The 19,157-nt window shown below is 72.0% G+C and carries 19 protein-coding genes and 4 tRNA genes; 15 read left to right on the top strand and 8 right to left on the bottom strand.

What is annotated here, in order from left to right; translation table 11 throughout:
- Positions 1–54: 54 nt before the first annotated feature.
- The gene (locus ACFV5N_RS11595; protein ID WP_385597368.1) at positions 55–390 is read right to left on the bottom strand and encodes a hypothetical protein; all 336 of its coding nucleotides are present in this window, start codon (positions 388–390) and stop codon (positions 55–57) included.
- Positions 391–471: 81 nt separating this feature from the next.
- Between ACFV5N_RS11595 and ACFV5N_RS11590 the strand changes: the two genes are divergently transcribed.
- The 8 genes from ACFV5N_RS11590 (at position 472) to ACFV5N_RS11555 (ending at position 3,989) form a co-directional block, all read left to right on the top strand.
- Positions 472–822, top strand: coding sequence for a metallopeptidase family protein (locus ACFV5N_RS11590; protein ID WP_385597365.1), 351 nt, complete (start codon positions 472–474; stop codon positions 820–822).
- Between the two features lie 82 nt (positions 823–904).
- Positions 905–980, top strand: a tRNA-Glu gene (locus tag ACFV5N_RS11585).
- An 87-nt stretch (positions 981–1,067) separates the two neighbouring features.
- Positions 1,068–1,523: a type II 3-dehydroquinate dehydratase gene (gene aroQ / locus ACFV5N_RS11580; protein WP_385597370.1), complete on the top strand. Its 456-nt coding sequence runs from the start codon at positions 1,068–1,070 to the stop codon at positions 1,521–1,523.
- A gap of 44 nt (positions 1,524–1,567) precedes the next feature.
- Positions 1,568–1,642: transfer RNA gene (locus ACFV5N_RS11575), tRNA-Asp, on the top strand.
- Between the two features lie 4 nt (positions 1,643–1,646).
- Positions 1,647–1,720: transfer RNA gene (locus ACFV5N_RS11570), tRNA-Phe, on the top strand.
- Between the two features lie 122 nt (positions 1,721–1,842).
- Positions 1,843–2,184, top strand: a complete 342-nt coding sequence (locus tag ACFV5N_RS11565) for a PadR family transcriptional regulator (protein WP_385597362.1) — start codon at positions 1,843–1,845, stop codon at positions 2,182–2,184.
- Positions 2,181–3,140, top strand: coding sequence for a hypothetical protein (locus tag ACFV5N_RS11560; protein WP_385597359.1), 960 nt, complete (start codon positions 2,181–2,183; stop codon positions 3,138–3,140). The genes ACFV5N_RS11565 and ACFV5N_RS11560 overlap by 4 nt, the downstream gene beginning before the upstream one ends.
- A gap of 15 nt (positions 3,141–3,155) precedes the next feature.
- Positions 3,156–3,989: a phosphatase PAP2 family protein gene (locus ACFV5N_RS11555; protein WP_385597356.1), complete on the top strand. Its 834-nt coding sequence runs from the start codon at positions 3,156–3,158 to the stop codon at positions 3,987–3,989.
- Between the two features lie 15 nt (positions 3,990–4,004).
- Here ACFV5N_RS11555 and ACFV5N_RS11550 read toward each other — a convergent pair whose 3' ends face one another.
- On the bottom strand, positions 4,005–4,985 hold the full coding sequence (locus ACFV5N_RS11550) for an ABC transporter permease (protein WP_385597354.1): 981 nt from the start codon (positions 4,983–4,985) through the stop codon (positions 4,005–4,007).
- A gap of 77 nt (positions 4,986–5,062) precedes the next feature.
- Between ACFV5N_RS11550 and hrpA the strand changes: the two genes are divergently transcribed.
- Positions 5,063–9,019 carry an ATP-dependent RNA helicase HrpA gene (gene hrpA, locus ACFV5N_RS11545; protein WP_385597351.1) on the top strand — a complete coding sequence of 1,319 codons (3,957 nt, stop codon included), beginning with the start codon at positions 5,063–5,065 and terminating at the stop codon, positions 9,017–9,019.
- A 78-nt stretch (positions 9,020–9,097) separates the two neighbouring features.
- Positions 9,098–9,172 (top strand) — tRNA-Asp (locus tag ACFV5N_RS11540).
- A gap of 512 nt (positions 9,173–9,684) precedes the next feature.
- On the opposite strand, the gene bldC is transcribed toward ACFV5N_RS11540, so the two are convergent.
- Together bldC and ACFV5N_RS11530 are read right to left on the bottom strand one after the other, a co-directional pair.
- Positions 9,685–9,891 carry a developmental transcriptional regulator BldC gene (bldC, locus tag ACFV5N_RS11535; protein ID WP_019431930.1) on the bottom strand — a complete coding sequence of 69 codons (207 nt, stop codon included), beginning with the start codon at positions 9,889–9,891 and terminating at the stop codon, positions 9,685–9,687.
- 453 nt (positions 9,892–10,344) lie between these two features.
- On the bottom strand, positions 10,345–11,226 hold the full coding sequence (locus ACFV5N_RS11530) for a hypothetical protein (RefSeq protein ID WP_385597347.1): 882 nt from the start codon (positions 11,224–11,226) through the stop codon (positions 10,345–10,347).
- A gap of 170 nt (positions 11,227–11,396) precedes the next feature.
- Here ACFV5N_RS11530 and ACFV5N_RS11525 point away from each other — a divergent pair, with 170 nt between their 5' ends.
- Together ACFV5N_RS11525 and ACFV5N_RS11520 are read left to right on the top strand one after the other, a co-directional pair.
- Positions 11,397–12,539 (top strand): Leu/Phe/Val dehydrogenase, encoded by a 1,143-nt coding sequence (locus ACFV5N_RS11525; RefSeq protein ID WP_385597345.1) that lies wholly within the window; start codon positions 11,397–11,399, stop codon positions 12,537–12,539.
- Between the two features lie 295 nt (positions 12,540–12,834).
- Positions 12,835–13,134: a DUF3073 domain-containing protein gene (locus ACFV5N_RS11520; protein WP_385597342.1), complete on the top strand. Its 300-nt coding sequence runs from the start codon at positions 12,835–12,837 to the stop codon at positions 13,132–13,134.
- Positions 13,135–13,237: 103 nt separating this feature from the next.
- Here the strand turns inward: ACFV5N_RS11520 and purM are convergent, their stop codons facing one another.
- From purM to ACFV5N_RS11505, 3 genes are all read right to left on the bottom strand, one after another.
- Entirely contained in the window at positions 13,238–14,314 is a 1,077-nt protein-coding gene (purM, locus tag ACFV5N_RS11515) for a phosphoribosylformylglycinamidine cyclo-ligase (RefSeq protein WP_385597340.1), read from the bottom strand.
- Positions 14,315–14,407: 93 nt separating this feature from the next.
- Positions 14,408–15,949, bottom strand: coding sequence for an amidophosphoribosyltransferase (gene purF / locus ACFV5N_RS11510; protein ID WP_385597337.1), 1,542 nt, complete (start codon positions 15,947–15,949; stop codon positions 14,408–14,410).
- Positions 15,950–16,051: 102 nt separating this feature from the next.
- Positions 16,052–16,837: a sterol carrier family protein gene (locus tag ACFV5N_RS11505; protein ID WP_385597335.1), complete on the bottom strand. Its 786-nt coding sequence runs from the start codon at positions 16,835–16,837 to the stop codon at positions 16,052–16,054.
- Between the two features lie 148 nt (positions 16,838–16,985).
- Here ACFV5N_RS11505 and ACFV5N_RS11500 point away from each other — a divergent pair, with 148 nt between their 5' ends.
- Positions 16,986–17,471, top strand: coding sequence for a PH domain-containing protein (locus ACFV5N_RS11500; RefSeq protein ID WP_385597332.1), 486 nt, complete (start codon positions 16,986–16,988; stop codon positions 17,469–17,471).
- Between the two features lie 94 nt (positions 17,472–17,565).
- Entirely contained in the window at positions 17,566–18,108 is a 543-nt protein-coding gene (locus tag ACFV5N_RS11495) for a hypothetical protein (protein WP_385597329.1), read from the top strand.
- A gap of 49 nt (positions 18,109–18,157) precedes the next feature.
- Here ACFV5N_RS11495 and ACFV5N_RS11490 read toward each other — a convergent pair whose 3' ends face one another.
- Entirely contained in the window at positions 18,158–18,625 is a 468-nt protein-coding gene (locus ACFV5N_RS11490; RefSeq protein WP_385597326.1) for a pyridoxamine 5'-phosphate oxidase family protein, read from the bottom strand.
- Positions 18,626–18,788: 163 nt separating this feature from the next.
- On the opposite strand from ACFV5N_RS11490, the gene ACFV5N_RS11485 reads away from it, so the two are divergent.
- On the top strand, positions 18,789–19,157 hold a 369-nt coding region (locus ACFV5N_RS11485; protein WP_385597323.1), incomplete at its 3' end, for a PIG-L deacetylase family protein.

Below are 19,157 nucleotides of genomic sequence, written 5' to 3'. Positions count from 1 at the left end.
GGCCGCCGTTGACGCGTTCCCGCTCGGCGCCCGCCGCGAGGCACCGCCCGCCGCTCACCTCCAGGCCCGGCTCGCCCGGGCCGGTCCCGAGGCCGCCGGACGGTCCCGCTCCCCCTTGCCGTCCTTGCCGCCCTTGCCGTCCTCCGCCGCCTTCCCCTCGCCCGCCCCGGCGGGCTTCTCCCCGCCGCCGCCCCCGGACCCCGGTGGCCCGTCACCGTCCGGCACCGCCTCCTCCCGTGCCTCCCCGGCCGCCTCCTCCACCAGCGGCGAGGCGTTCCCGGCCTCGGTCGGCCCGGCGCCGGGCGCCTCGGTGTCGGGGTCCACGCTCAGGCAGCCGGTGAGCGTCAGCGCGATGAGCGGGACCAGGGCGACGGGGACGGACGGACGCACGGCGGCGCTCCTCGGGGTGCGGCGGCGATGGGCGACCTGCCCAACGGCCGTCGCGGCCCCCGGGTCACGGACAATGGGGGTGTGCTGAAGATGACACGCGAGTCATTCGAGGAACTGGTGAGCGAAGCGCTGGATCAGGTCCCGCCCGAGCTGGCCCGTCTGATGGACAACGTCGCCGTCTTCGTCGAGGACGAACCCGACCCCTCGGACCCCGAACTCCTGGGCCTGTACGAGGGAACGCCGCTCACCGAACGCGGCGAGTGGTACGCGGGGGTGCTGCCGGACCGCATCCTGATCTACATGGGTCCGACCCTGCGGTACTGCGAGACGGCGCAGGAGGTGGTGCACGAGGTGACGGTGACGGTGGTCCACGAGATCGCCCACCACTTCGGCATCGAGGAGGAGCGGCTGCACGAGCTGGGCTGGGGGTGAGCGCACCGTGTTGGTGATCCGTTCCACCATCACCTATGCTTCTGGCGTTCACCCCTCACCCGCGTGTGTGGTGTGACATGAGGCCCTCATCGTCTAGTGGCCCAGGACGCCGCCCTTTCAAGGCGGTAGCACGGGTTCGAATCCCGTTGGGGGCACCACCCGAAGCCATCCGCAGCATTCTGCCTGTGGGTGGCTCTTTGGCTTTTCGGACCAGGAAGTGATGCCCGGTGACCTCCAAGCCCCTCATGGTGCTCAACGGCCCCAACCTCAACCTGCTGGGCCGGCGCGAGCCCGAGATCTACGGCACGGACACCCTCGCGGACGTGGTCAGGCTGTGCGAGAGCGCCGCCGCCCCGTACGGGGTCACGATCGACGCCCGGCAGAGCAACCACGAGGGACAGCTGATCGACTGGATCCAGGAGGCACGCGAGCACCACGCGGGCATCGTGATCAACCCCGCCGCGTACTCCCACACCTCGGTCGGCCTGCTGGACGCGCTCAGCGCGTGCGACGGGCTGCCGGTGGCCGAGGTGCATCTGTCCAACATCCACCGCAGGGAGGCGTTCCGGCACCACTCGTACGTGTCGGCCGCCGCGTCCGCCGGGGTGATCGTGGGCTGCGGCGTCCAGGGGTACGCGTTCGCGGTGGAGCGGGTCTGCGGCCTGCTGAAAACCCCGCTCAGCAGGCCCTCCGCACCGTGATACGCTTCTTGAGCGACATCGGGGAAAGCCGGTCGCAGACACCAGGTCCTGTAGAGCAGTTTGGAGTGCTCGCCACCCTGTCAAGGTGGAGGCCGCGGGTTCAAATCCCGTCAGGACCGCTTCGGCTGGGTAGCTCAGTTGGTACGAGCGTCCGCCTGAAAAGCGGAAGGTCGCCGGTTCGACCCCGGCCCCAGCCACCTTCCTTCAGCAGTGAAAAGGCCCAGCGGCTTCCGCCGCCAGGGCCTTTTTCGCGTGTCCGGGTGCCGCGTGGGGTGCCCCGCCGTCCCGCATACTTCGGGTGCCGATATATCCTCGCGCCATGACGCGACAGAAGCCGCCCATGACGGAGCCGCAGTACTTCATCCTCGCCGCGCTCCAGGACGGGCCGTTGCACGGGTACGGCATCATCAAGGCCGCCGGGGAGGCCACCGGCGGGCGGCTCCGGCTCGCCGTCGGGACGCTCTACGGCGCGCTGGAACGGCTGGAGAAGGCCGGTCTGGTGGCGGCCGGTCACGAGGAGATCGTGGACGGGCGGGCCCGGCGCTACTACCGGCTCACCGAGGAGGGCGGCGCGGCGCTCCGCCGGGAGGCGCTGCGGATGCAGCAGGCCGCGGCCGTCGTCATCGGGCCGGCGGGCGGCACCACAGTGGCCTGGGCATGAACCGTCTGCTGCTCGCCGCCTTCCCCGCCGCCCACCGCGCCCGGCACGGGGACGAACTGCTGGCCGCACTGGCCGAGTCGTACCCCGGCCGGTCCTGGCCGCCGCCCCGGGAGGTCGCCGCGCTGGCGCGCGCCGGGGTGCAGGTCCGGGCCCGGGCCGCGGCCGAGGACACCGCCCGGCCCGGGTGGCTGGACGGGGTGCACATGGCGGCGCTGGTGCTGGCCGCGCTGGCGCTCGTGCCGTACCTCCAGGACGTGTGGCACTGGGCGCTGCGCATCGACCCGGGCGAGCACGCCATCGGCTTCGCCTTCGCCGGCTGGTACCCGTGGGCGGAGGGCCCGGGGACGGCGACCCGGCTGCTGCCGTACGGGCTGCTGCCGCTGATCGCGCTGGCCGCCCTGCTGCGCGGCAGGCCGTGGATCGCGCTCCCGGCGGTGGGGGCGATGCTGTACGCCGGTGCCACGCTGGGCAGTTCGCCGCTCTTCGGCGAGGAGGGGATGCGGGGTCCCGGCTACTACGGGCTCGGTGCTCCGCTGACCGCCGGTGACCTGGTGCTGTCCGGCACGCTGTTCGCGGCCTGCGCCGTGCTGGCGCTGTGCCGTCCGGGCCGGCTGCGGCGGTACTCCCCGCGCTGGCTGGTGCCGGTCATCCTGGCGATGGCGGTGGCGGGGAGCCTGCACCTCACGTCCGGCGGGCCGCTCTTCCAGCGCGGCCAGTTCGCGCTGGAGGTCGCCGCGCTGCTCGCCGCGTGGGTGGCGACGGCCGCCACCGGGGACCACCGGTGGCTGATCCCGGTGGCGGCGTTCGCCTTCGTGCGGACCCGGGCGGTCGTCGTCCAGCCGGACTGGCTCGTGCAGTCGCTGCCCGGGCTGGTCGTCCTGCTGCTGCTGATCATGCCGCTCCCGGCCCTGGCGATCGCCGCCCGGCGCCGGCAGGAGCGGGCCCTGCCCGGATAGAGCCGAGAGAACACGATGACCCTGCACCACACCTCCGCCGCCCCGTCCCCGGCCCGCCCCGCGCGCGGCCGGCGCCCCGGGGCGGGCGCGCTCTACCTGCTCGGGTTCGCGGCGCTGTATCTGCTGACCGTCCGCACCCCGTTCGGGCAGCGCGCGGAGAACGGCCTGATCAACGAGAACGGGGCCGGGCCCGCCTGGATGTACGACTGGTCGGGGGTGGCGTACGGCTCGTGGGCGCTGCCGCCGCTGGAGGACACCGCGCTGCCCACCCTGTTCGCGGGCCTGGCCGTCCTGGCGGCCGTCACGGTGGTCCGGCGGTGCTGGTGGCGCGGGGGTGCGGCGGCCGGGGTGGTGGTCGGCACGCTGGCGGCCACGGAGGTGTGCGCGCGGGTGCTGCCGCGCCCCGATCTGGTGGACGCGCACGTGATGCTGCTCGATCCGAGCTTCCCCAGCGGGCACGCGGCGGTCCCCGCCGCACTGGCCGCCGGGGCCGCCCTGGTGGTGTCGGCGCGGGTACGGCCGTGGGTGCTGACGGCCGGGCTGCTGTGGTGCGCCGTCACCGCCGCCACCGTGCAGGCGACGTACCACCACCGGCCCGGCGATGTCCTGGGGGCGGCGCTGCTGGCGTGTGTCTGCTACCGCCTCGCGGTCCGGCTGCTGCCCCGGGATCCGGCGCAGCGGACGCAGGAGCCGCGCCGGTGGCCCGCGGTGGCCGCGCTCGCCCCGGCGGCGGCCGGTGCGCTGGTGGCCGGGGCGCGCAGCGACTCGCTCCTCCAGTCGCTGGTCTTCGCGGCGGCGGCCTTCGGGTGCGCGCTGCTGCTGTGGTCCGCCGTCCGGCGTGACCCCTGAGACACGGCCCCGCTGTCAGCGGCCGCCCGGGTGGCGGCGGCGCCAGATCCAGAAGATCGCCGCGGAGACCGTCGCCCAGGCCAGCAGGACCAGATAGGGCTGGAGGTGCTGGTGGCCGGAGAAGTACACGGCGTTGTGCAGGGCGTTCACCGAGGCGCCCGGGGGCAGCCAGCGGCCGATCAGCCCCAGCGGTGAGGGGAGGAGGGGCCAGGAGACGGGGCCGCCGGAGGCCGGGTTGCCGAGGAGGACCAGCAGGCCCCAGGTGGGCAGCAGGGCCCAGCGGCCGAAGAAGGTGTTGAAGACGGTGAAGACCATGCCGGCGGTGAACATCGTCAGCATCAGCTGCGGCCAGGAGATCAGCGGCAGCGGCACCGCGTCCAGGATCCAGTCGACGGTGGCGCACAGCAGGAAGCCGCCCAGGGCGGAGTAGCCGGCGACCACGACGATCCGTTCGCCCGGGGTGAGCCGGGGGGCGTGGACGCTGAGCTGGATGGTGCCGAGGAAGCCGACGATCACGGCGGCCAGGGTGATGTAGAAGAGCGCGAGGCCGCGCGGGTCGCCGGAGTGCAGGGGGGTGAGGTCGGTGAGGGTGACCGGGACGCCGAGGGCCTGGCCGGCCGCGGGGCCCGCCGTCTTCAGCAGTTCCGCCACCGAGGCGCCGGAGGCGCTGGTCACCGCGAGGGCGATGCCTCCGTCCTGCTCGCGCACCACCGCGAAGACCTGCTGGCGCTCCACGGCGTCCACAGCCTGTGGATAATCCGGGTACGTGCGCACCCGCAGCGTGGTGTGCAGCCCTTTCTCCAGGGCCGTGACGTAGCCGCGGACCCGTTCCGTCTCCGGTTCGCCGACCACGGCGATGGGCATCCGGTGCGGGGTGGGGTTCGCCAGGGCGTAGGTGTAGGAGCCGGCGAAGAGTGCCGCTCCGAAGGCGGCCAGCAGGGAGACGACCACCGCCGGGTAGTAGGGGCTGTGCCTGAACGCCTGCCAGCGACTCACATACGCACCCTAAAGGGACAAAGCTCCGCGTTATTGGTTCGCCGCTCCCCGGTCCCGGGTGAGACCCTTGGGGGCGTATGTCTACGCAGCCCCCCTCCCCCGCCGCCCTTGCCGAGCGTCTGCCCCAGCTGATGCTGCACGACGAGCGCCGCCTCGGCCGGCGGCTCGACGGCGCGCGCCGGATCCGCAAGCCCGAGGCCCGGCAGGCCGTGCTGGGCGAGATCGCCGAGGCCCTGGACCGCGCCGAGCTGCGCGTCGAGCAGCGCCGGGCCGCCCTGCCCGCCATCAGCTACCCCGAGCAGTTGCCGGTCAGCCGGAAGAAGGACGAGATCCGCGACGCCATCCGCGATCACCAGGTGGTGATCGTGGCCGGCGAGACCGGTTCGGGGAAGACCACCCAGATCCCGAAGATCTGTCTGGAGCTGGGGCGCGGGGTGCGCGGGCTCATCGGGCACACCCAGCCGCGCCGGATCGCGGCCCGCACCGTCGCGCAGCGGGTCGCCGACGAACTGCGGACGCCGCTGGGCGAGACGGTGGGCTGGAAGGTCAGGTTCACCGACCAGGTCGGGGACTCCACGCTGGTCAAGCTGATGACGGACGGCATCCTGCTGGCCGAGGTGCAGCACGACCGGGAGCTGCTGAAGTACGACACGATCATCATCGACGAGGCGCACGAGCGCAGCCTCAACATCGACTTCCTGCTCGGCTACCTGGCCCAGCTCCTCCCGCGCCGCCCCGATCTGAAGATCGTCATCACCTCGGCGACCATCGACCCCGAGCGCTTCGCCCGCCACTTCCGCACCCCCGGCGGCGATCCGGCGCCGATCATCGAGGTGTCCGGGCGTACGTACCCGGTCGAGGTCCGCTACCGGCCGCCGGAGGAGGACGACGACCAGGTCTCGGCGATCTGCGCCGCCGTCGACGAGCTCCAGGCCGAGGGGCCCGGGGACATCCTGGTCTTCCTCTCCGGCGAGCGGGAGATCCGCGACACCGCCGACGCCCTGGAGAAACGCCGGCTGCGGTTCACCGAGATCCTGCCGCTGTACGCCCGGCTCTCGCACGCCGAGCAGCAGCGGGTCTTCCAGCAGCACAGCGGGCGGCGCGTCGTGCTGGCCACCAACGTGGCCGAGACCTCGCTCACCGTCCCCGGCATCAAGTACGTCATCGACCCGGGCACCGCCCGGATCTCCCGGTACAGCCACCGCACCAAGGTGCAGCGGCTGCCGATCGAGCCGGTCTCGCAGGCCAGCGCCAACCAGCGCAAGGGCCGCTGCGGCCGGACCAGCGACGGCATCTGCATCCGGCTGTACTCGGAGGAGGACTTCCTCTCCCGGCCGGAGTTCACCGACGCCGAGATCCTGCGCACCAATCTGGCGTCCGTCATCCTCCAGATGAACGCGGCCGGGCTCGGCGAGGTGGACCGGTTCCCCTTCATCGACGCCCCCGACCACCGCAGCGTCAAGGCCGGCGTGCAACTGCTGGAGGAACTGGGCGCGCTGCGCGGCGCCCAGCTCACCGACACCGGCCGCAAGCTGTCCCAGCTGCCGGTGGACCCCCGGCTGGCCCGGATGGTGCTGGAGGCGGGCCGCAACGGCTGTGCCCGCGAGGTGATGGTGATCGCCGCCGCGCTGTCCATCCAGGACCCGCGCGAGCGGCCGGCCGACAAGCAGCAGGCGGCGGACGAGAAGCACCGGCGGTTCCGGGAGGGCCCCGGCGAGGAGTCCGACTTCCTCGCTCTGGTGGCGCTCTGGGACTACGTGCGCGAACGGCAGCGGGAGTTGTCCTCCTCGGCCTTCCGCCGGCTGTGCCGCGCCGAGTTCCTCAACTATCTGCGGATACGCGAGTGGCAGGACATCTACGCCCAGCTGCGCTCGGTGGCCAGGACGATGGGGGTGACCCCGGCCGACGAGCCCGCCGCCCCCGCCGTCGTCCACCAGTCGCTGCTGGCCGGGCTGCTGTCGCACCTGGGGCTGAAGGACACCGAGAAGAACGAGTATCTGGGCGCCCGCAGCGCGAAGTTCGCGATCTTCCCCGGCTCGGCGCTGTTCCGCAAGCCACCGCGCTGGGTGATGTCGGCGGAGCTGGTGGAGACCTCCCGGCTGTGGGCCCGGGTGAACGCGAAGATCGAGCCGGAGTGGATCGAGCCGCTCGCCCAGCACCTGGTGAAGCGGACCTACAGCGAGCCGCACTGGGAGCAGAAGCAGGCGGCGGTGATGGCGTACGAGCGGGTCACGCTGTACGGCGTCCCGATCGTCGCCCAGCGCAAGGTCAACTACGGGCGGATCGACCCGGAGACCTGCCGCGATCTGTTCATCCGCAACGCCCTGGTGGAGGGCGACTGGCGTACCCAGCACCAGTTCTTCCGGGAGAACCGCAAGCTGCTCGCCGAGGTCGAGGAGCTGGAGCACCGGGCCAGGCGCCGCGACATCCTGGTGGACGACGAGACGCTCTACGACTTCTACGATCAGCGGCTTCCGGAGGACATCGTCTCCGGGGCGCACTTCGACTCCTGGTGGAAGAAGAAGCGCCGGGACGAGCCGGATCTGCTCAACTTCGAGAAGTCCATGCTCATCAACGAGCGGGCCGAGGGCGTCACCAAGGCGGACTACCCGGACAGCTGGCGGCAGGAGCGGCTCTCGTTCCGGGTGACGTACCAGTTCGAGCCGGGGACCGACGCGGACGGCGTCACCGTGCACATCCCGCTCCAGGTGCTCAACCAGGTGCGGCCCGACGGCTTCGACTGGCAGATCCCCGGGCTGCGCGAGCAGTTGGTGACGGAGCTGATCCGGTCGCTGCCCAAGGCGATCCGCCGGCACTGCGTCCCGGCCCCGAACTACGCCGGCCGCTTCCTGGCCGGTCTGTCCGGGCCCACCTCCCGCCCGCTGCGGGTGGAGCTGGCGGCGGCGCTCCAGCGGATGACCGGGGTGCGGGTGGCTCCGGAGGACTTCTCCCCCGAGGCGGTGCCCGCGCATCTGCGCATCACCTTCCGGGTGGTGGACGAGCGGCGCAGGAAGCTGGCCGAGGACAAGGACCTGGAGGCGCTGCGGCTCGCGCTCAAGCCGAAGACGCAGGAGGCGATCTCGCGGGCGTTCAAGGCGTCGGGGAAGTCCGCGGCCGGCCAGGAGCGGGGCACGACGGAGGCCGCCTGGGAGCAGCGCGGCGGGCTCACCTCCTGGACGGTGGGGACGCTGCCGCGCCGTTTCGAGACCCGGCGGGCCGGGCAGCCGGTGCAGGCGTATCCGGCGCTGGTGGACGAGGGGTCGTCGGTCGCGGTGCGGCTGTTCGACACCGAGGAGGAGCAGCAGGCGGCCATGTGGCTGGGGGTGCGCCGGCTGGTGCTGCTCCAGTTGCCCTCTGACCCGGCGAAGTTCGCGGTGGGCAAGCTGGACAACGCGGCGAAGCTGGCGCTGTCCGCCTCCCCGCACGGCAGTGTGCAGGCGCTGCTGGCGGACTGTGTGACGGCGGCGGCGGACCGGCTGATCGCCGACCGGGGCGGGCCGGTGTGGGACCAGGAGGGTTTCACCAAGCTGTTCGACGCGGTGCGGGCCGACATCGTCGATCTGACGCTGCGGATCGTGCGGCAGGTGCGGCAGGTGCTGATCGCCTGGCAGGCGTGCGAGCGGCGGCTGAAGGCGACCACCTCGCCGGTGCTGGCGGACTCGGTGGCGGACATCCGGCGGCAGCTGGACGAGCTGGTGTGCCCGGGCTTCGTGACGGCGCACGGGGCGGGGCGGCTGGCGGATCTGCTGCGCTATCTGACGGCCGTGGACCGGCGGTTGCAGCAGCTGCCGCACCAGGCGGAGCGGGACCGGGCGCGGATGGCGAAGGTGGCGGAGATGCGGGACGAGTACGCGTGGCTGCTGGAGCAGTTCCCGGCCGGGCGGCCGGTGCCGCGGCAGGCGCGGGAGATCCGCTGGATGATCGAGGAGCTGCGGGTCAGCTACTTCGCGCACGCGCTGGGCACCGCGTACCCGGTCTCGGACAAGCGGATCGTGAAGGCCATCGACGCGCTGGCGCCGGGCCCCGGGCACTGAACGGGGGCCGGGGCCCGCCCTGTCGGCCGATTGGCTCCGCACCCGCTCGGTGGGGTAGAGTCACCGACGCGAGATCGAGGTCCTGTAGAGCAGTTTGGAGTGCTCGCCACCCTGTCAAGGTGGAGGCCGCGGGTTCAAATCCCGTCAGGACCGCACCGGAAACCGGACCCCCACAGGGGGTCCGGTTTTTTTGTGTCACGTTTTCAACTACCCCGATGAAAAAGGGGAGTTGGGGGGAAGGAGAGGGGCAGGGGAAGAACGGGCCCGTGCCGGAGGAGCGGCACCGGCGCCGGCGACCGGTGCGCACTACCGCACCGGCAGCCCCTTGGGCAAGGCTTTTGGCTTGTGACGGGAGTCACGGCAAACGATCGCTCAGCGGGCTGGTTCGACCCCGCAGAGACACCCGCTTATTTAATATGTGCAATTGCACTGTCCCCAGAGGCTTCCGGAAGATCCCCCGAAAGATGCCGGAAGGGCGCCGGAAGCCGGCCGGCGGCGGCCGGCAAGCGGCCGGGCCCGGACATGCAGATCGCGCCGGACCCGGCGGAGTCCGACGCGATCTGTGCCACCAGGACGGGGTGGGGGCCCCGAAACCCGGGTCGTGCTGGGGTTTTACGCGGTGTAGCTCAGGTGTTGCAGGGTGCTGCCTGGGTTGTGCTGCAGGCTCAGGCCTCGCCGCGCTGCTGCGGGATGCCCGCCAGCAGAGCGCGCACCTCCGCTTCGCGGTAGCGGCGGTGCCCACCGAGCGTGCGGATGGACGTGAGCTTGCCCGCCTTTGCCCAGCGTGTCACCGTTTTGGGGTCGACGCGGAACATCGTGGCAACCTCAGCCGGGGTCAGCAGCGGCTCGGCATCAGGGGTGCGAGCGGTCATGAGCGGCCTCCTCGGGAGAACCGAACCATCACGGTTCTTTCCTCTAAATTCTGCACCTTGGCCCGCGTTGCCCGAAATGGCAGACGCGGGCCGAGTCGGTTATAGGACGAACGGCTTGTCCTCGGCACTACAACTACACCATCCGTCCAGCCGGGTCGGCCAAACCGATGGAATTGCGCTCTCAGGTGTTCAACCTCGGCGGATGCCGATGGACCATGCCATAGCGGACAGTCATCACCGCGTGACAATCAGTCACTATCGTGATCAGTCCGCATCAGGCGCACCAAGGAGTGCATTACCGATCTATCCGCCCTTCGACGGATAGAAGAAGCCCGATCGGCCTCCTTGTCCTATTTTGGCACGAGGAGACGGGTTGCTGACAAGACTTCCTTAGAGTGCCATCCATCACGCTTGGGCCTTTAGTCCCCCCGACCCACGCGCCACGGCCCGCCCTCAGTTGGCGAACTGACGCTCGCGGACCGTCATCCAGCGATCGGTCAGCTCCTCGTACAGCCGTCCCGCCCGGTCCAGATCGCCCTCCGCCAGCGCGGCGAGACCGGCCGCGACCTCGGCGGCCGAGCGATCGGCGGCGAGCTGTTCCTCAGTGATCGTATAGATCAATCCCCCGTAGTCCAGTTCGACCAGTGACCGGGGATGAAACTCCTCCAGCCAGCGACCCACATCGGTGAGCGCCGCCACCAGCGGACCCGCCGGCTCCTCCCCGCCCGCACCCGCCTCGGCGGGCGCCTCGGCCACCGCCCGCCGGGCGGCCTCCCGCACCGTCTTCAGCGCGCGCGCCACCCGCTGCCGCGCCCGCACCATCGGCGTCCGGTACCGCAGGCGCGCCGGCCGCTCCCCCTCCGCCGCCGCGAACTCGCGCTCCTCGTCGGCGAACAGCGCGAACCAGCGCACCGGAACGTGCCACACCGCCGACCTGATCCACGGCCGGGCGTCCGGGTTGCGCTCCCGCCACCGCCCGTACTCCCGCGCCGCCCGCTCCCGCGCCTCCGGCGGCAGCGCCGCGTCCACCACCGACTGCGGCATCAGCCAGTGCCCCACCTCCCCCAGCGCCTCCCACGCGCGCAGCCTGGTCCGCCAGGGGCACACGCACACCACCCCGTCCACCACCGCCACATAGGCGTCGGCGCTCTCCTTCGGCGGCACCACCCGGCCCGGCACCGCCACCAGCTCGGCGATCGAACGCCGCAGCTCCTCCTGCGGCCCGGGCGGATCCGGTCGCTCGGCGTACCGCGCCCAGTGCGAGCGCTCGGGCTCCGGAAACGCCGCGAGCGGTTCGTACACCCGCAGATACGCCGCGTACGGCACCTTCGTCACGTGCGGTCCCTCCAACTGGTCCTCCCGGGCTCCCCGGCCACCCCGCCCCCCGATCGTGGCAGTGTGACGCACCCTTGGCATCCCATGCGGCCCCACAGGCTTAGGCTCGTTCCAGCAGGCCCTCCCGACCACTTGGAGGGCATCCGCCGCGTAGCGCAGGAGTCACCACCGTGACCGACGTAACCACCGCTGTCAGCGCCGACAGCGCCGACCGCATCCCTTTCGCACCCTCCGGCTCCGCCCTGGACATCCTCTTCCGCTCCGAGCAGGGCGGCCATGAGCAGGTCGTGCTCTGCCAGGACCGGGCCTCCGGCCTCAAGGCCGTGATCGCCATCCACTCCACCGCCCTGGGCCCCGCGCTCGGCGGCACCCGCTTCCACGCCTACTCCGGCGCGGCCGTGCCCGAGGAGGCGGCGCTGCGCGACGCGCTCAATCTGGCGCGCGGGATGAGCTACAAGAACGCCATGGCCGGGCTGGAGCACGGCGGCGGCAAGGCCGTGATCATCGGTGATCCGGCCACCCTCAAGAGCGAGGAACTGCTGCTCGCCTACGGCCGCTTCGTGGCCTCGCTCGGCGGCCGGTACGTCACGGCCTGCGACGTGGGCACCTATGTGGCCGACATGGACGTGGTGGCGCGCGAGTGCCGCTGGACGACGGGACGCTCCCCCGAGCAGGGCGGCGCCGGGGACTCCTCGGTGCTCACCGCCTTCGGGGTCTTCCAGGGCATGCGGGCGGCGGCCGTGCACCGCTGGGGCAGCGACGACCTCTCCGGCCGCACGGTGGGCATCGCGGGCGTCGGCAAGGTGGGCCATCTGCTGGCCGGGCACCTGGTCGAGGCGGGTGCCGAGGTGGTGGTCACCGATGTCCGCCAGGAGTCGGTGGACCGAGTCACCGGCGCGCACCCCGGCGTACGGGTGGCGGCCGACACCGAGGCGCTGATCAGCACCGAGGGGCTGGACATCTACGCCCCGTGCGCGCTCGGCGGCGCGCTGAACGACCGGACGGTGTCCGCGCTGACCGCCTCCGTGGTGTGCGGCGCGGCCAACAACCAGCTCGACCATCCGGGGGTGGAGAAGGACCTCGCGGACCGCGGCATTCTGTACGCGCCCGACTACGTGGTGAACTCGGGCGGGGTGATCCAGGTGGCCGACGAACTCCACGGTTTTGTGTTCGCGCGTGCGAAGGCAAAGGCGGAGGGCATCCACGCCACCACCCTGGAGATCTTCGAGCGGGCCGAGGCCGAGGGGGTCCCGCCGGCGGTGGCCGCCGACCGGATCGCGGAGGCCAGGATGGCGGCGGCGACGGCCCGCTGACCGGCCGCCCGCCCCGGGCCGCGGGAGCGCGGCCCGCCCCATGGGTAAGACATGTCACCACCCCTAGGGCGAGTCGCGCTCCGAAAGAAGGTAAAATCGCCGCTGACCAGCAAGGAGAGTTTCATCGGAATCGTTCGGGCGACCCGGGACCTGCGGACGGCGTACCGCAGGCGCGCGGAAGCAGGTACGGTTGAAACCCGATGGATCGGGCCCTCGTCCGAGAGCCCGCTTTCCTTTACGAACGGATGTCAACACTCCGGGGCCGTCGGGCCCCGTCGTTGAGGGGGTCGAGCCAATGGGGCGCGGCCGGGCCAAGGCCAAGCAGACGAAGGTCGCCCGCCAGCTGAAGTACAGCAGTGGCGGAACCGATCTGGCGCGTCTGGCCGAAGAGCTGGGTGCATCGCCGTCGAACGAGTCGCCGCACGGCGACCAGTTCAAGGACGGTGAGGAGCTGGACGACGAGCTGGACAACGACCCGTACGCGCGGTACGCGGAGATGTACGGCGACGACGACGAGGACGAGGACGACCAGGGGTCCGGCAGGTCCCACGGTTCCCCCGGCCCATCCGGTGCCTCCAAACGCCGGAGTACTTGAGCGGTTCCTCAGCAGCCTGCTGAGCGACGGCAGCACGCGACCCGGTCCCGGTATCACCGCTGGACCGGGTGCTGTGCTGTCCGCTTCCCGCATGCTGTAGGGCTCAGCCGGCGTAGTCGCCACTGAGGGTCACGGCCTCGTCGCCTTCCGTCCGTTCGGTCACCTCACCGGCCACCCAGGCCGGGACCCCGCGCTCGGTGAGCAGGGCGAGCGCGCCGTCCACCGCGTCCTGGGGCAGGACCGCGACCATGCCCACGCCCATGTTCAGGGTGCGCTCCAGCTCGGGGCGCGCCACCTTGCCGGCGTCGCCGACCAGGCCGAAGACGGGCGGCGGGGTCCAGGTGGAGCGGTCCACGCGCGCGTGCAGCCCTTCCGGCATGACCCGGGCGAGGTTGCCGGCGAGGCCGCCGCCGGTGATGTGCGAGTAGGCGTGCACCTCGGTGGAGCGGGCCAGGGCCAGACAGTCCAGCGAGTAGATCCGGGTGGGCTCCAGCAGTTCCTCGCCGAGGGTGCGGCCCAGCTCCGGGATCTCGCGTTCCAGGGCCCAGCCGAGCTGCCGCAGCAGCACATGGCGCACGAGCGAGTACCCGTTGGAGTGAAGGCCGGAGGCGGCCAGCGCCACCACGGCGTCACCCGAACGGATGCGATCGGCGCCCAGCAGTTCGCCGGCCTCGACCACACCGGTCGCGGCGCCCGCCACGTCGTACTCCTCGGGGCCGAGCAGCCCCGGGTGCTCGGCGGTCTCGCCGCCGACCAGCGCGCAGCCGGCCAGGACGCAGCCCTCGGCGATGCCCTTGACGATGGAGGCGACCCGCTCGGGGTGCACCTTGCCGACGCAGATGTAGTCGGTCATGAACAGCGGCTCGGCCCCGCACACCACCAGGTCGTCCACCACCATGGCGACCAGGTCCTGGCCGATGGTGTCGTGGATGTCCAGGCGCTGGGCGATGGCGACCTTGGTGCCGACGCCGTCGGTGGCCGAGGCCAGCAGCGGGTGCCGGTAGTTCTTGAGGGCGGAGGCGTCGAAGAGGCCGCTGAAGCCGCCGAGGGTGCCCACGGACTCGGGGCGCTGGGTCTTGGCCACCCACTTCTTCATCAGCTCGACGGCGGTGTCGCCGGCCTCGATATCGACACCGGCGGCGGCGTAGCTGGCGCCGGGATGCTCGGAGTGGGTGGTCATCGCGCGTCTCTCTTCGGGGGGCGTGGGGTACGGGGGGCCGGCCGCCGGGCGTACCGGCCGCCGCGGGGGCGGTCCGGTCGTACGGGCCCGTCGCTAGGGGCGGCGCAGTGCGTCGGCGGCGCCGGGGCCGGTCAGCAGCGGCAGCGTGGTGCGGGCTTCGTCCTGCTCCAGGACGTCCTTGCCGAGCACCTGCGGGTCGGGCAGTTCGACGGGGTACTGGCCGTCGAAGCAGGCCCGGCAGAGGTTGGGCTTGGCGATGGTGGTGGCCTCGGTCATCGCGTCTATGGAGATGTACGCGAGGGAGTCGGCGCCGAGCGAGGTGCCGATCTCCTCGACGGACAGGCCGTTGGCGATCAGCTCGGCGCGGGTGGCGAAGTCGATGCCGTAGTAGCAGGGCCACTTGATCGGCGGCGAGCTGATCCGGACGTGGACCTCGGCGGCGCCGGCCTCGCGGAGCATGCGGACCAGGGCGCGCTGGGTGTTGCCGCGCACGATGGAGTCGTCGACGACCACCAGGCGCTTGCCCCGGATGACCTCTTTGAGGGGGTTGAGCTTGAGCCGGATGCCCAGCTGCCGGATGGTCTGGCTGGGCTGGATGAAGGTCCGGCCGACGTAGCTGTTCTTGACGAGGCCCGAGCCGTACGGAATGCCGCTGGCCTCCGCGTACCCGATGGCGGCGGGGGTGCCGGACTCGGGGGTGGCTATCACCAGGTCGGCCTCGACCGGGGCCTCGGCGGCGAGCCTGCGGCCCATCTCGACCCGGGAGACGTAGACGTTCCGGCCGGCGATCTCGGCGTCCGGGCGGGCCAGGTACACATACTCGAAGACACAGCCCGCCGGCTTCGCTTCCGCGAATCGCGAGGAGCGCAGACCGTTCTCGTCGATGGCGATCAGCTCGCCCGGCTCGACCTCGCGGATCACGGAGGCGCCGACGATGTCGAGGGCGGCCTGCTCGGAGGCGACCACCCAGCCGCGCTCCAGACGGCCCAGCACCAGCGGGCGGATGCCCTGCGGGTCGCGGGCCGCGTACAGCGTGTGCTCGTCCATGAAGACGAAGCTGAAGGCGCCCTTGACCTGCGGCAGCACGATCGGGGCGGCCTGCTCCACGGTCAGCGGCTCACCGGTGGCCTCGTCCCGCTGGCCGGCGAGCAGCGCGGTGACGAGATCGGTGTCGTTGGTGACCTGGGCGCGCTGCCTGCGGCCGTGGTCGGTGGGCAGCTCCGCGACCAGTTCGGCGAGGGCGGCCGTGTTGACCAGGTTCCCGTTGTGGCCGAGCGCGATCGAGCCGTGGCCGGTGGCCCGGAACGTCGGCTGGGCGTTCTCCCAGGTGGAGGCACCGGTGGTGGAGTACCGGTTGTGGCCGACGGCCAGATGTCCCTGGAGAGAGCTGAGGGAGGTCTCGTCGAAGACCTGGGACACCAGTCCCATGTCCTTGAAGACCAGGATTTTGGATCCGTCGCTCACCGCGATACCCGCGGACTCCTGTCCGCGATGCTGGAGTGCGTACAGACCGTAGTAGGAGAGCTTGGCGACCTCCTCGCCCGGGGCCCAGACACCGAAGACGCCGCAAGCGTCCCTCGGGCCCTTTTCACCGGGGTCGAGGTCGTGGCTGAGTCGTCCATCACCACGAGGCACATCGTTGAGTCTAGGACAGGTTCCCCGCTTGGGAAGAACCAGCGGATTGTGAGACATCCCCCAGCGGGGGTGGCTCCGGTGCCGAACCGGCACCCTGTGGCATCAGCCGAGCACGGGCAGTTGGCCGGCGAGGCCGAGCGCGCGCTCGCCGCTGGCCTTCAGCCGGCCGGTGGCGGTGGTCTGCGCCCAGGTGGCGCGGCCGGTCGCCAGCCGCAGCCAGGTGATGGGGTCCGCCTCGACGACCGAGGGCGGGGTGCCGCGGGTGTGCCGGGGCCCGGGCAGGCACTGCACGGCGACGAAGGGCGGCACCCGCAGCTCGGTGGAGTTGCCGGGGGCCTTGGCGGCCAGCGCGTCGGCCAGCACCCGGACGGCGATGGCCAGGGCGCCGCGGTCCAGCCGGACCGGGCTCTGGAGGGAACGGGTCAGATCGTCGCTGTGCACCACCAGCTCCACCACCCGGGTGATGGTGAAGTCCAGGCCGCGCATCGGGCCGAAGCGGTGCGGGAGGAGCAGGTCCTCGCGGACGGCGGTCTCCAGGACGGCGTCCAGTTCCTCGGCGGCGGCGTCGATGGCCTCCACCGGGTCACCGGCGGCCTCCGGGGCGTCCCCGACACCGGCACCGGGGTGGGCCGCCCAGTCCTCCAGGTCGAGTGCGGGCCGGGTGGCGGCGGGCGCGGGCTGGGCCAGCAGCCGGGGGACGGCGTCGATCTGGCCGGCGATGTGGGCGAGCAGCGCGTGGACGTCCCGGCCCGGGAGCGCGGCGGGCCTGGCCAGTTGCTCGGGGGTGAGGGCGTGGGCGGCCAGGCGTACGTGTTCCACCTGCGCGAGCAGCGCGTCACGGACACGGTCGGGGTGGTAGGCGCGTGACTTGCGCCGGGCGGCACACATGGAAGGGAGCTTACGGCCATTCCTGCGGGAAGATCAGCGTTTGGGGAGGTGGCAGGGGCCACGCCGGGCGGTGGCAACGACATGACAACCTGATACCAAGTGGCAGGACGCCGCCGTCGGTCCGCGCGCCCTGTGCCATGCTCCCGGTATGGCTTACGCGGACCGTTACCTCGCCGACGACGAAGAACTCCTCTACGAGACCAGACAGCACTGGACCACGCTGGTCAGTGAGTTCGTGCAGCTGGTCGTCATCGCCGCGGTGGCGGCCGTCCTCACGCTCATCATCGGGGACCTGGGGTCGCCGGTGGCGTGGGTGGTGCTGGGGCTGGCGGGGATCGCGATCATCTGGCGGTGGCTGGTCCCGATGCTGCAATGGCGTTCGACGGTGTACTTCCTCACCACCAAGCGGCTGCACAAGCGCACCGGTTTCCTCACCAAGCAGGGCCGCAGCATTCCGCTGAGCCGGGTGAACGACGTGTCGTTCTCGGCGTCGTTGTGGGAGCGGATCATGCGGTACGGCACGCTGCACGTCCAGTCCGCCTCCGAGCAGGGCAAGATGACGTTCAAGCACGTGCCCAGCCCGGAGGAGTTCAAGAACCGGGTGTACGAGGCGCTGGACCGGGTGAGCGACTGACCCGCAGAGGACGGGCGGGCCGCCGGACGCCGGGCGTCACGGCCTCCGATCCGGCCCGGTCCCGCCCGGCGGACAGCGACTACGATCCTCTTTTGTGATCGCACTGGCTGTGACCATCGCGCTGGCGTTCGCCGGCTATCTCGCCACCTACCTCAACGGGGTACGGCTCTCCCAGCGCGAGGAGCGGCTGGCCCGCGTCAACCGTCAGCTCAGCGACTTCTACGGGCCGCTGTTCGCCCTGACCGAGGGCAACAGCCGCAGCTACGCCGAGTTCCTGGAACGCAACGTCCGGCCGGACGGCACCGCGCCGTTCGGCGCGGACGGCCCGCCCGCCACCGAGCGGGAGAGCAGCGAGTGGCGGCTGTGGGTGGTCACCGTCTTCCTCCCCAACATCCAGGCCATGCGCGATCTGGTGATCCAGCGCGCCGATCTGCTGCGCGAGCGCGAGATGCCGCCGGTGCTGCTGGAGTTGTGCGCGCACGTGTCCGGGTACGAGATCACCGCGGCGCGCTGGGAGCGCGGGGACTACCGCGAGCATCTGTCGGTGGTGCCGTTCCCCGGCGAGGAGATCCGCGCCTACGCGCGGCGGGGGTTCACCGAACTGAAGGCGGAACAGGCCCGGCTGCTGGGCGGCTGACCGCCGCCGGGAATCATCCTTCCGCCGGACGGGGGGTGTTCCGGGGCCGTCAGGGCTCGACGGTGTAACTCAGGTCCTGGGCGGTGAGCTTGGCCGGGGCCAGCCGCAGCCACACCGCGCCGCTCTCGGCCGGGTCGGTGTGCAGGTAGCGGGAGAACCGGGTGGCCCAGCGGCTCTCGTCCGCGCCGAGGTAACGGCTGAGCTTGCGCCGGCCGCGCGGCACGTCGAAGGGCAGCAGCGCGGCCCGGCCCCGGGCGATGACCTGCCGGACCCGGCCGGTCGCCAGGTCGCACTCGTCCACCACGAGACCGGCCCGGGGGTCGGCGGCGGCCTGCTGGTGGAGCCGGGCCCACGGCCCGGTCAGGGTCCAGAACGCCCCCTCCTCCCACAGGAACCACACCGGCCGCACGACCGGCCCGGCCGGGGTGACGGTGGCGAGGCGGGCGGTGAGCGGCCGGGCGAGGAACGCCTCGACGTCGAAGCCGGCGGAGGCGGAGAGAGCGGCGGCGGAGGTCATGGTCCGATGCTGTGCGGCGCGGCCCGCACCGTCCACCGTCCCCCGTCCGATCTCCGTCTCAGCCTTTGGTACTCGTCCGGCCCGGCGTGCGGCGGACCGGCCGGGCGGGCAGGCGGGGAACGTACGCATGGTCCGAACCCAACGCGTCGGGCAGGATGGGGACATGGCCACCCTCGTCGCCTTCAACGCCCACCCCGATGACGAGTGCCTGCTGACCGGCGGCACCCTCGCCCGCGCCGCCGACGAGGGACACCGGGTGGTGCTGGTGGTCGCCTCCGACGGGTGCATGGACGCCGTACCGGAGGGCGGCGCCCCACGCCTGGCCGAACTGCGCGCCGCCGCCCGGATCCTGGGCGCGCACCGGGTGGTCCACCTCGGGTACGCCGACAGCGGCCACGGCGCGGAGCTGTACCCGGACCCGCCGGACCGGCAGCGTTTTCTGCGCGCCGATCCGCGGGAGGCCGCCGAGCGGCTGGCCGGGGCGCGGTACGACGGCGCCTGGCCCGCGGTCGTCGACCTGCTGGTGCGGTCC

It is taken from the genome of Streptomyces sp. NPDC059853 (assembly GCF_042731495.1).
Taxonomy (GTDB): Bacteria; Actinomycetota; Actinomycetes; order Streptomycetales; family Streptomycetaceae; genus Streptomyces.
This window is presented reverse-complemented; position numbering and strand designations above follow the sequence as displayed.

What these genes read in the sequence shown, in the direction of transcription:
- aroQ (WP_385597370.1), top strand. Translation starts at nt 1,068, where the DNA reads ATGGTGCTCAACGGCCCCAACCTCAACCTGCTGGGCCGGCGCGAGCCC.
- ACFV5N_RS11565 (WP_385597362.1), top strand. Translation starts at nt 1,843, where the DNA reads ATGACGCGACAGAAGCCGCCCATGACGGAGCCGCAGTACTTCATCCTC.
- ACFV5N_RS11560 (WP_385597359.1), top strand. Translation starts at nt 2,181, where the DNA reads ATGAACCGTCTGCTGCTCGCCGCCTTCCCCGCCGCCCACCGCGCCCGG.
- ACFV5N_RS11555 (WP_385597356.1), top strand. Translation starts at nt 3,156, where the DNA reads ATGACCCTGCACCACACCTCCGCCGCCCCGTCCCCGGCCCGCCCCGCG.
- hrpA (WP_385597351.1), top strand. Translation starts at nt 5,063, where the DNA reads ATGTCTACGCAGCCCCCCTCCCCCGCCGCCCTTGCCGAGCGTCTGCCC.
- bldC (WP_019431930.1), bottom strand. Translation starts at nt 9,891, where the DNA reads ATGACCGCTCGCACCCCTGATGCCGAGCCGCTGCTGACCCCGGCTGAG.
- ACFV5N_RS11520 (WP_385597342.1), top strand. Translation starts at nt 12,835, where the DNA reads ATGGGGCGCGGCCGGGCCAAGGCCAAGCAGACGAAGGTCGCCCGCCAG.
- purM (WP_385597340.1), bottom strand. Translation starts at nt 14,314, where the DNA reads ATGACCACCCACTCCGAGCATCCCGGCGCCAGCTACGCCGCCGCCGGT.
- ACFV5N_RS11505 (WP_385597335.1), bottom strand. Translation starts at nt 16,837, where the DNA reads ATGTGTGCCGCCCGGCGCAAGTCACGCGCCTACCACCCCGACCGTGTC.
- ACFV5N_RS11500 (WP_385597332.1), top strand. Translation starts at nt 16,986, where the DNA reads ATGGCTTACGCGGACCGTTACCTCGCCGACGACGAAGAACTCCTCTAC.
- ACFV5N_RS11490 (WP_385597326.1), bottom strand. Translation starts at nt 18,625, where the DNA reads ATGACCTCCGCCGCCGCTCTCTCCGCCTCCGCCGGCTTCGACGTCGAG.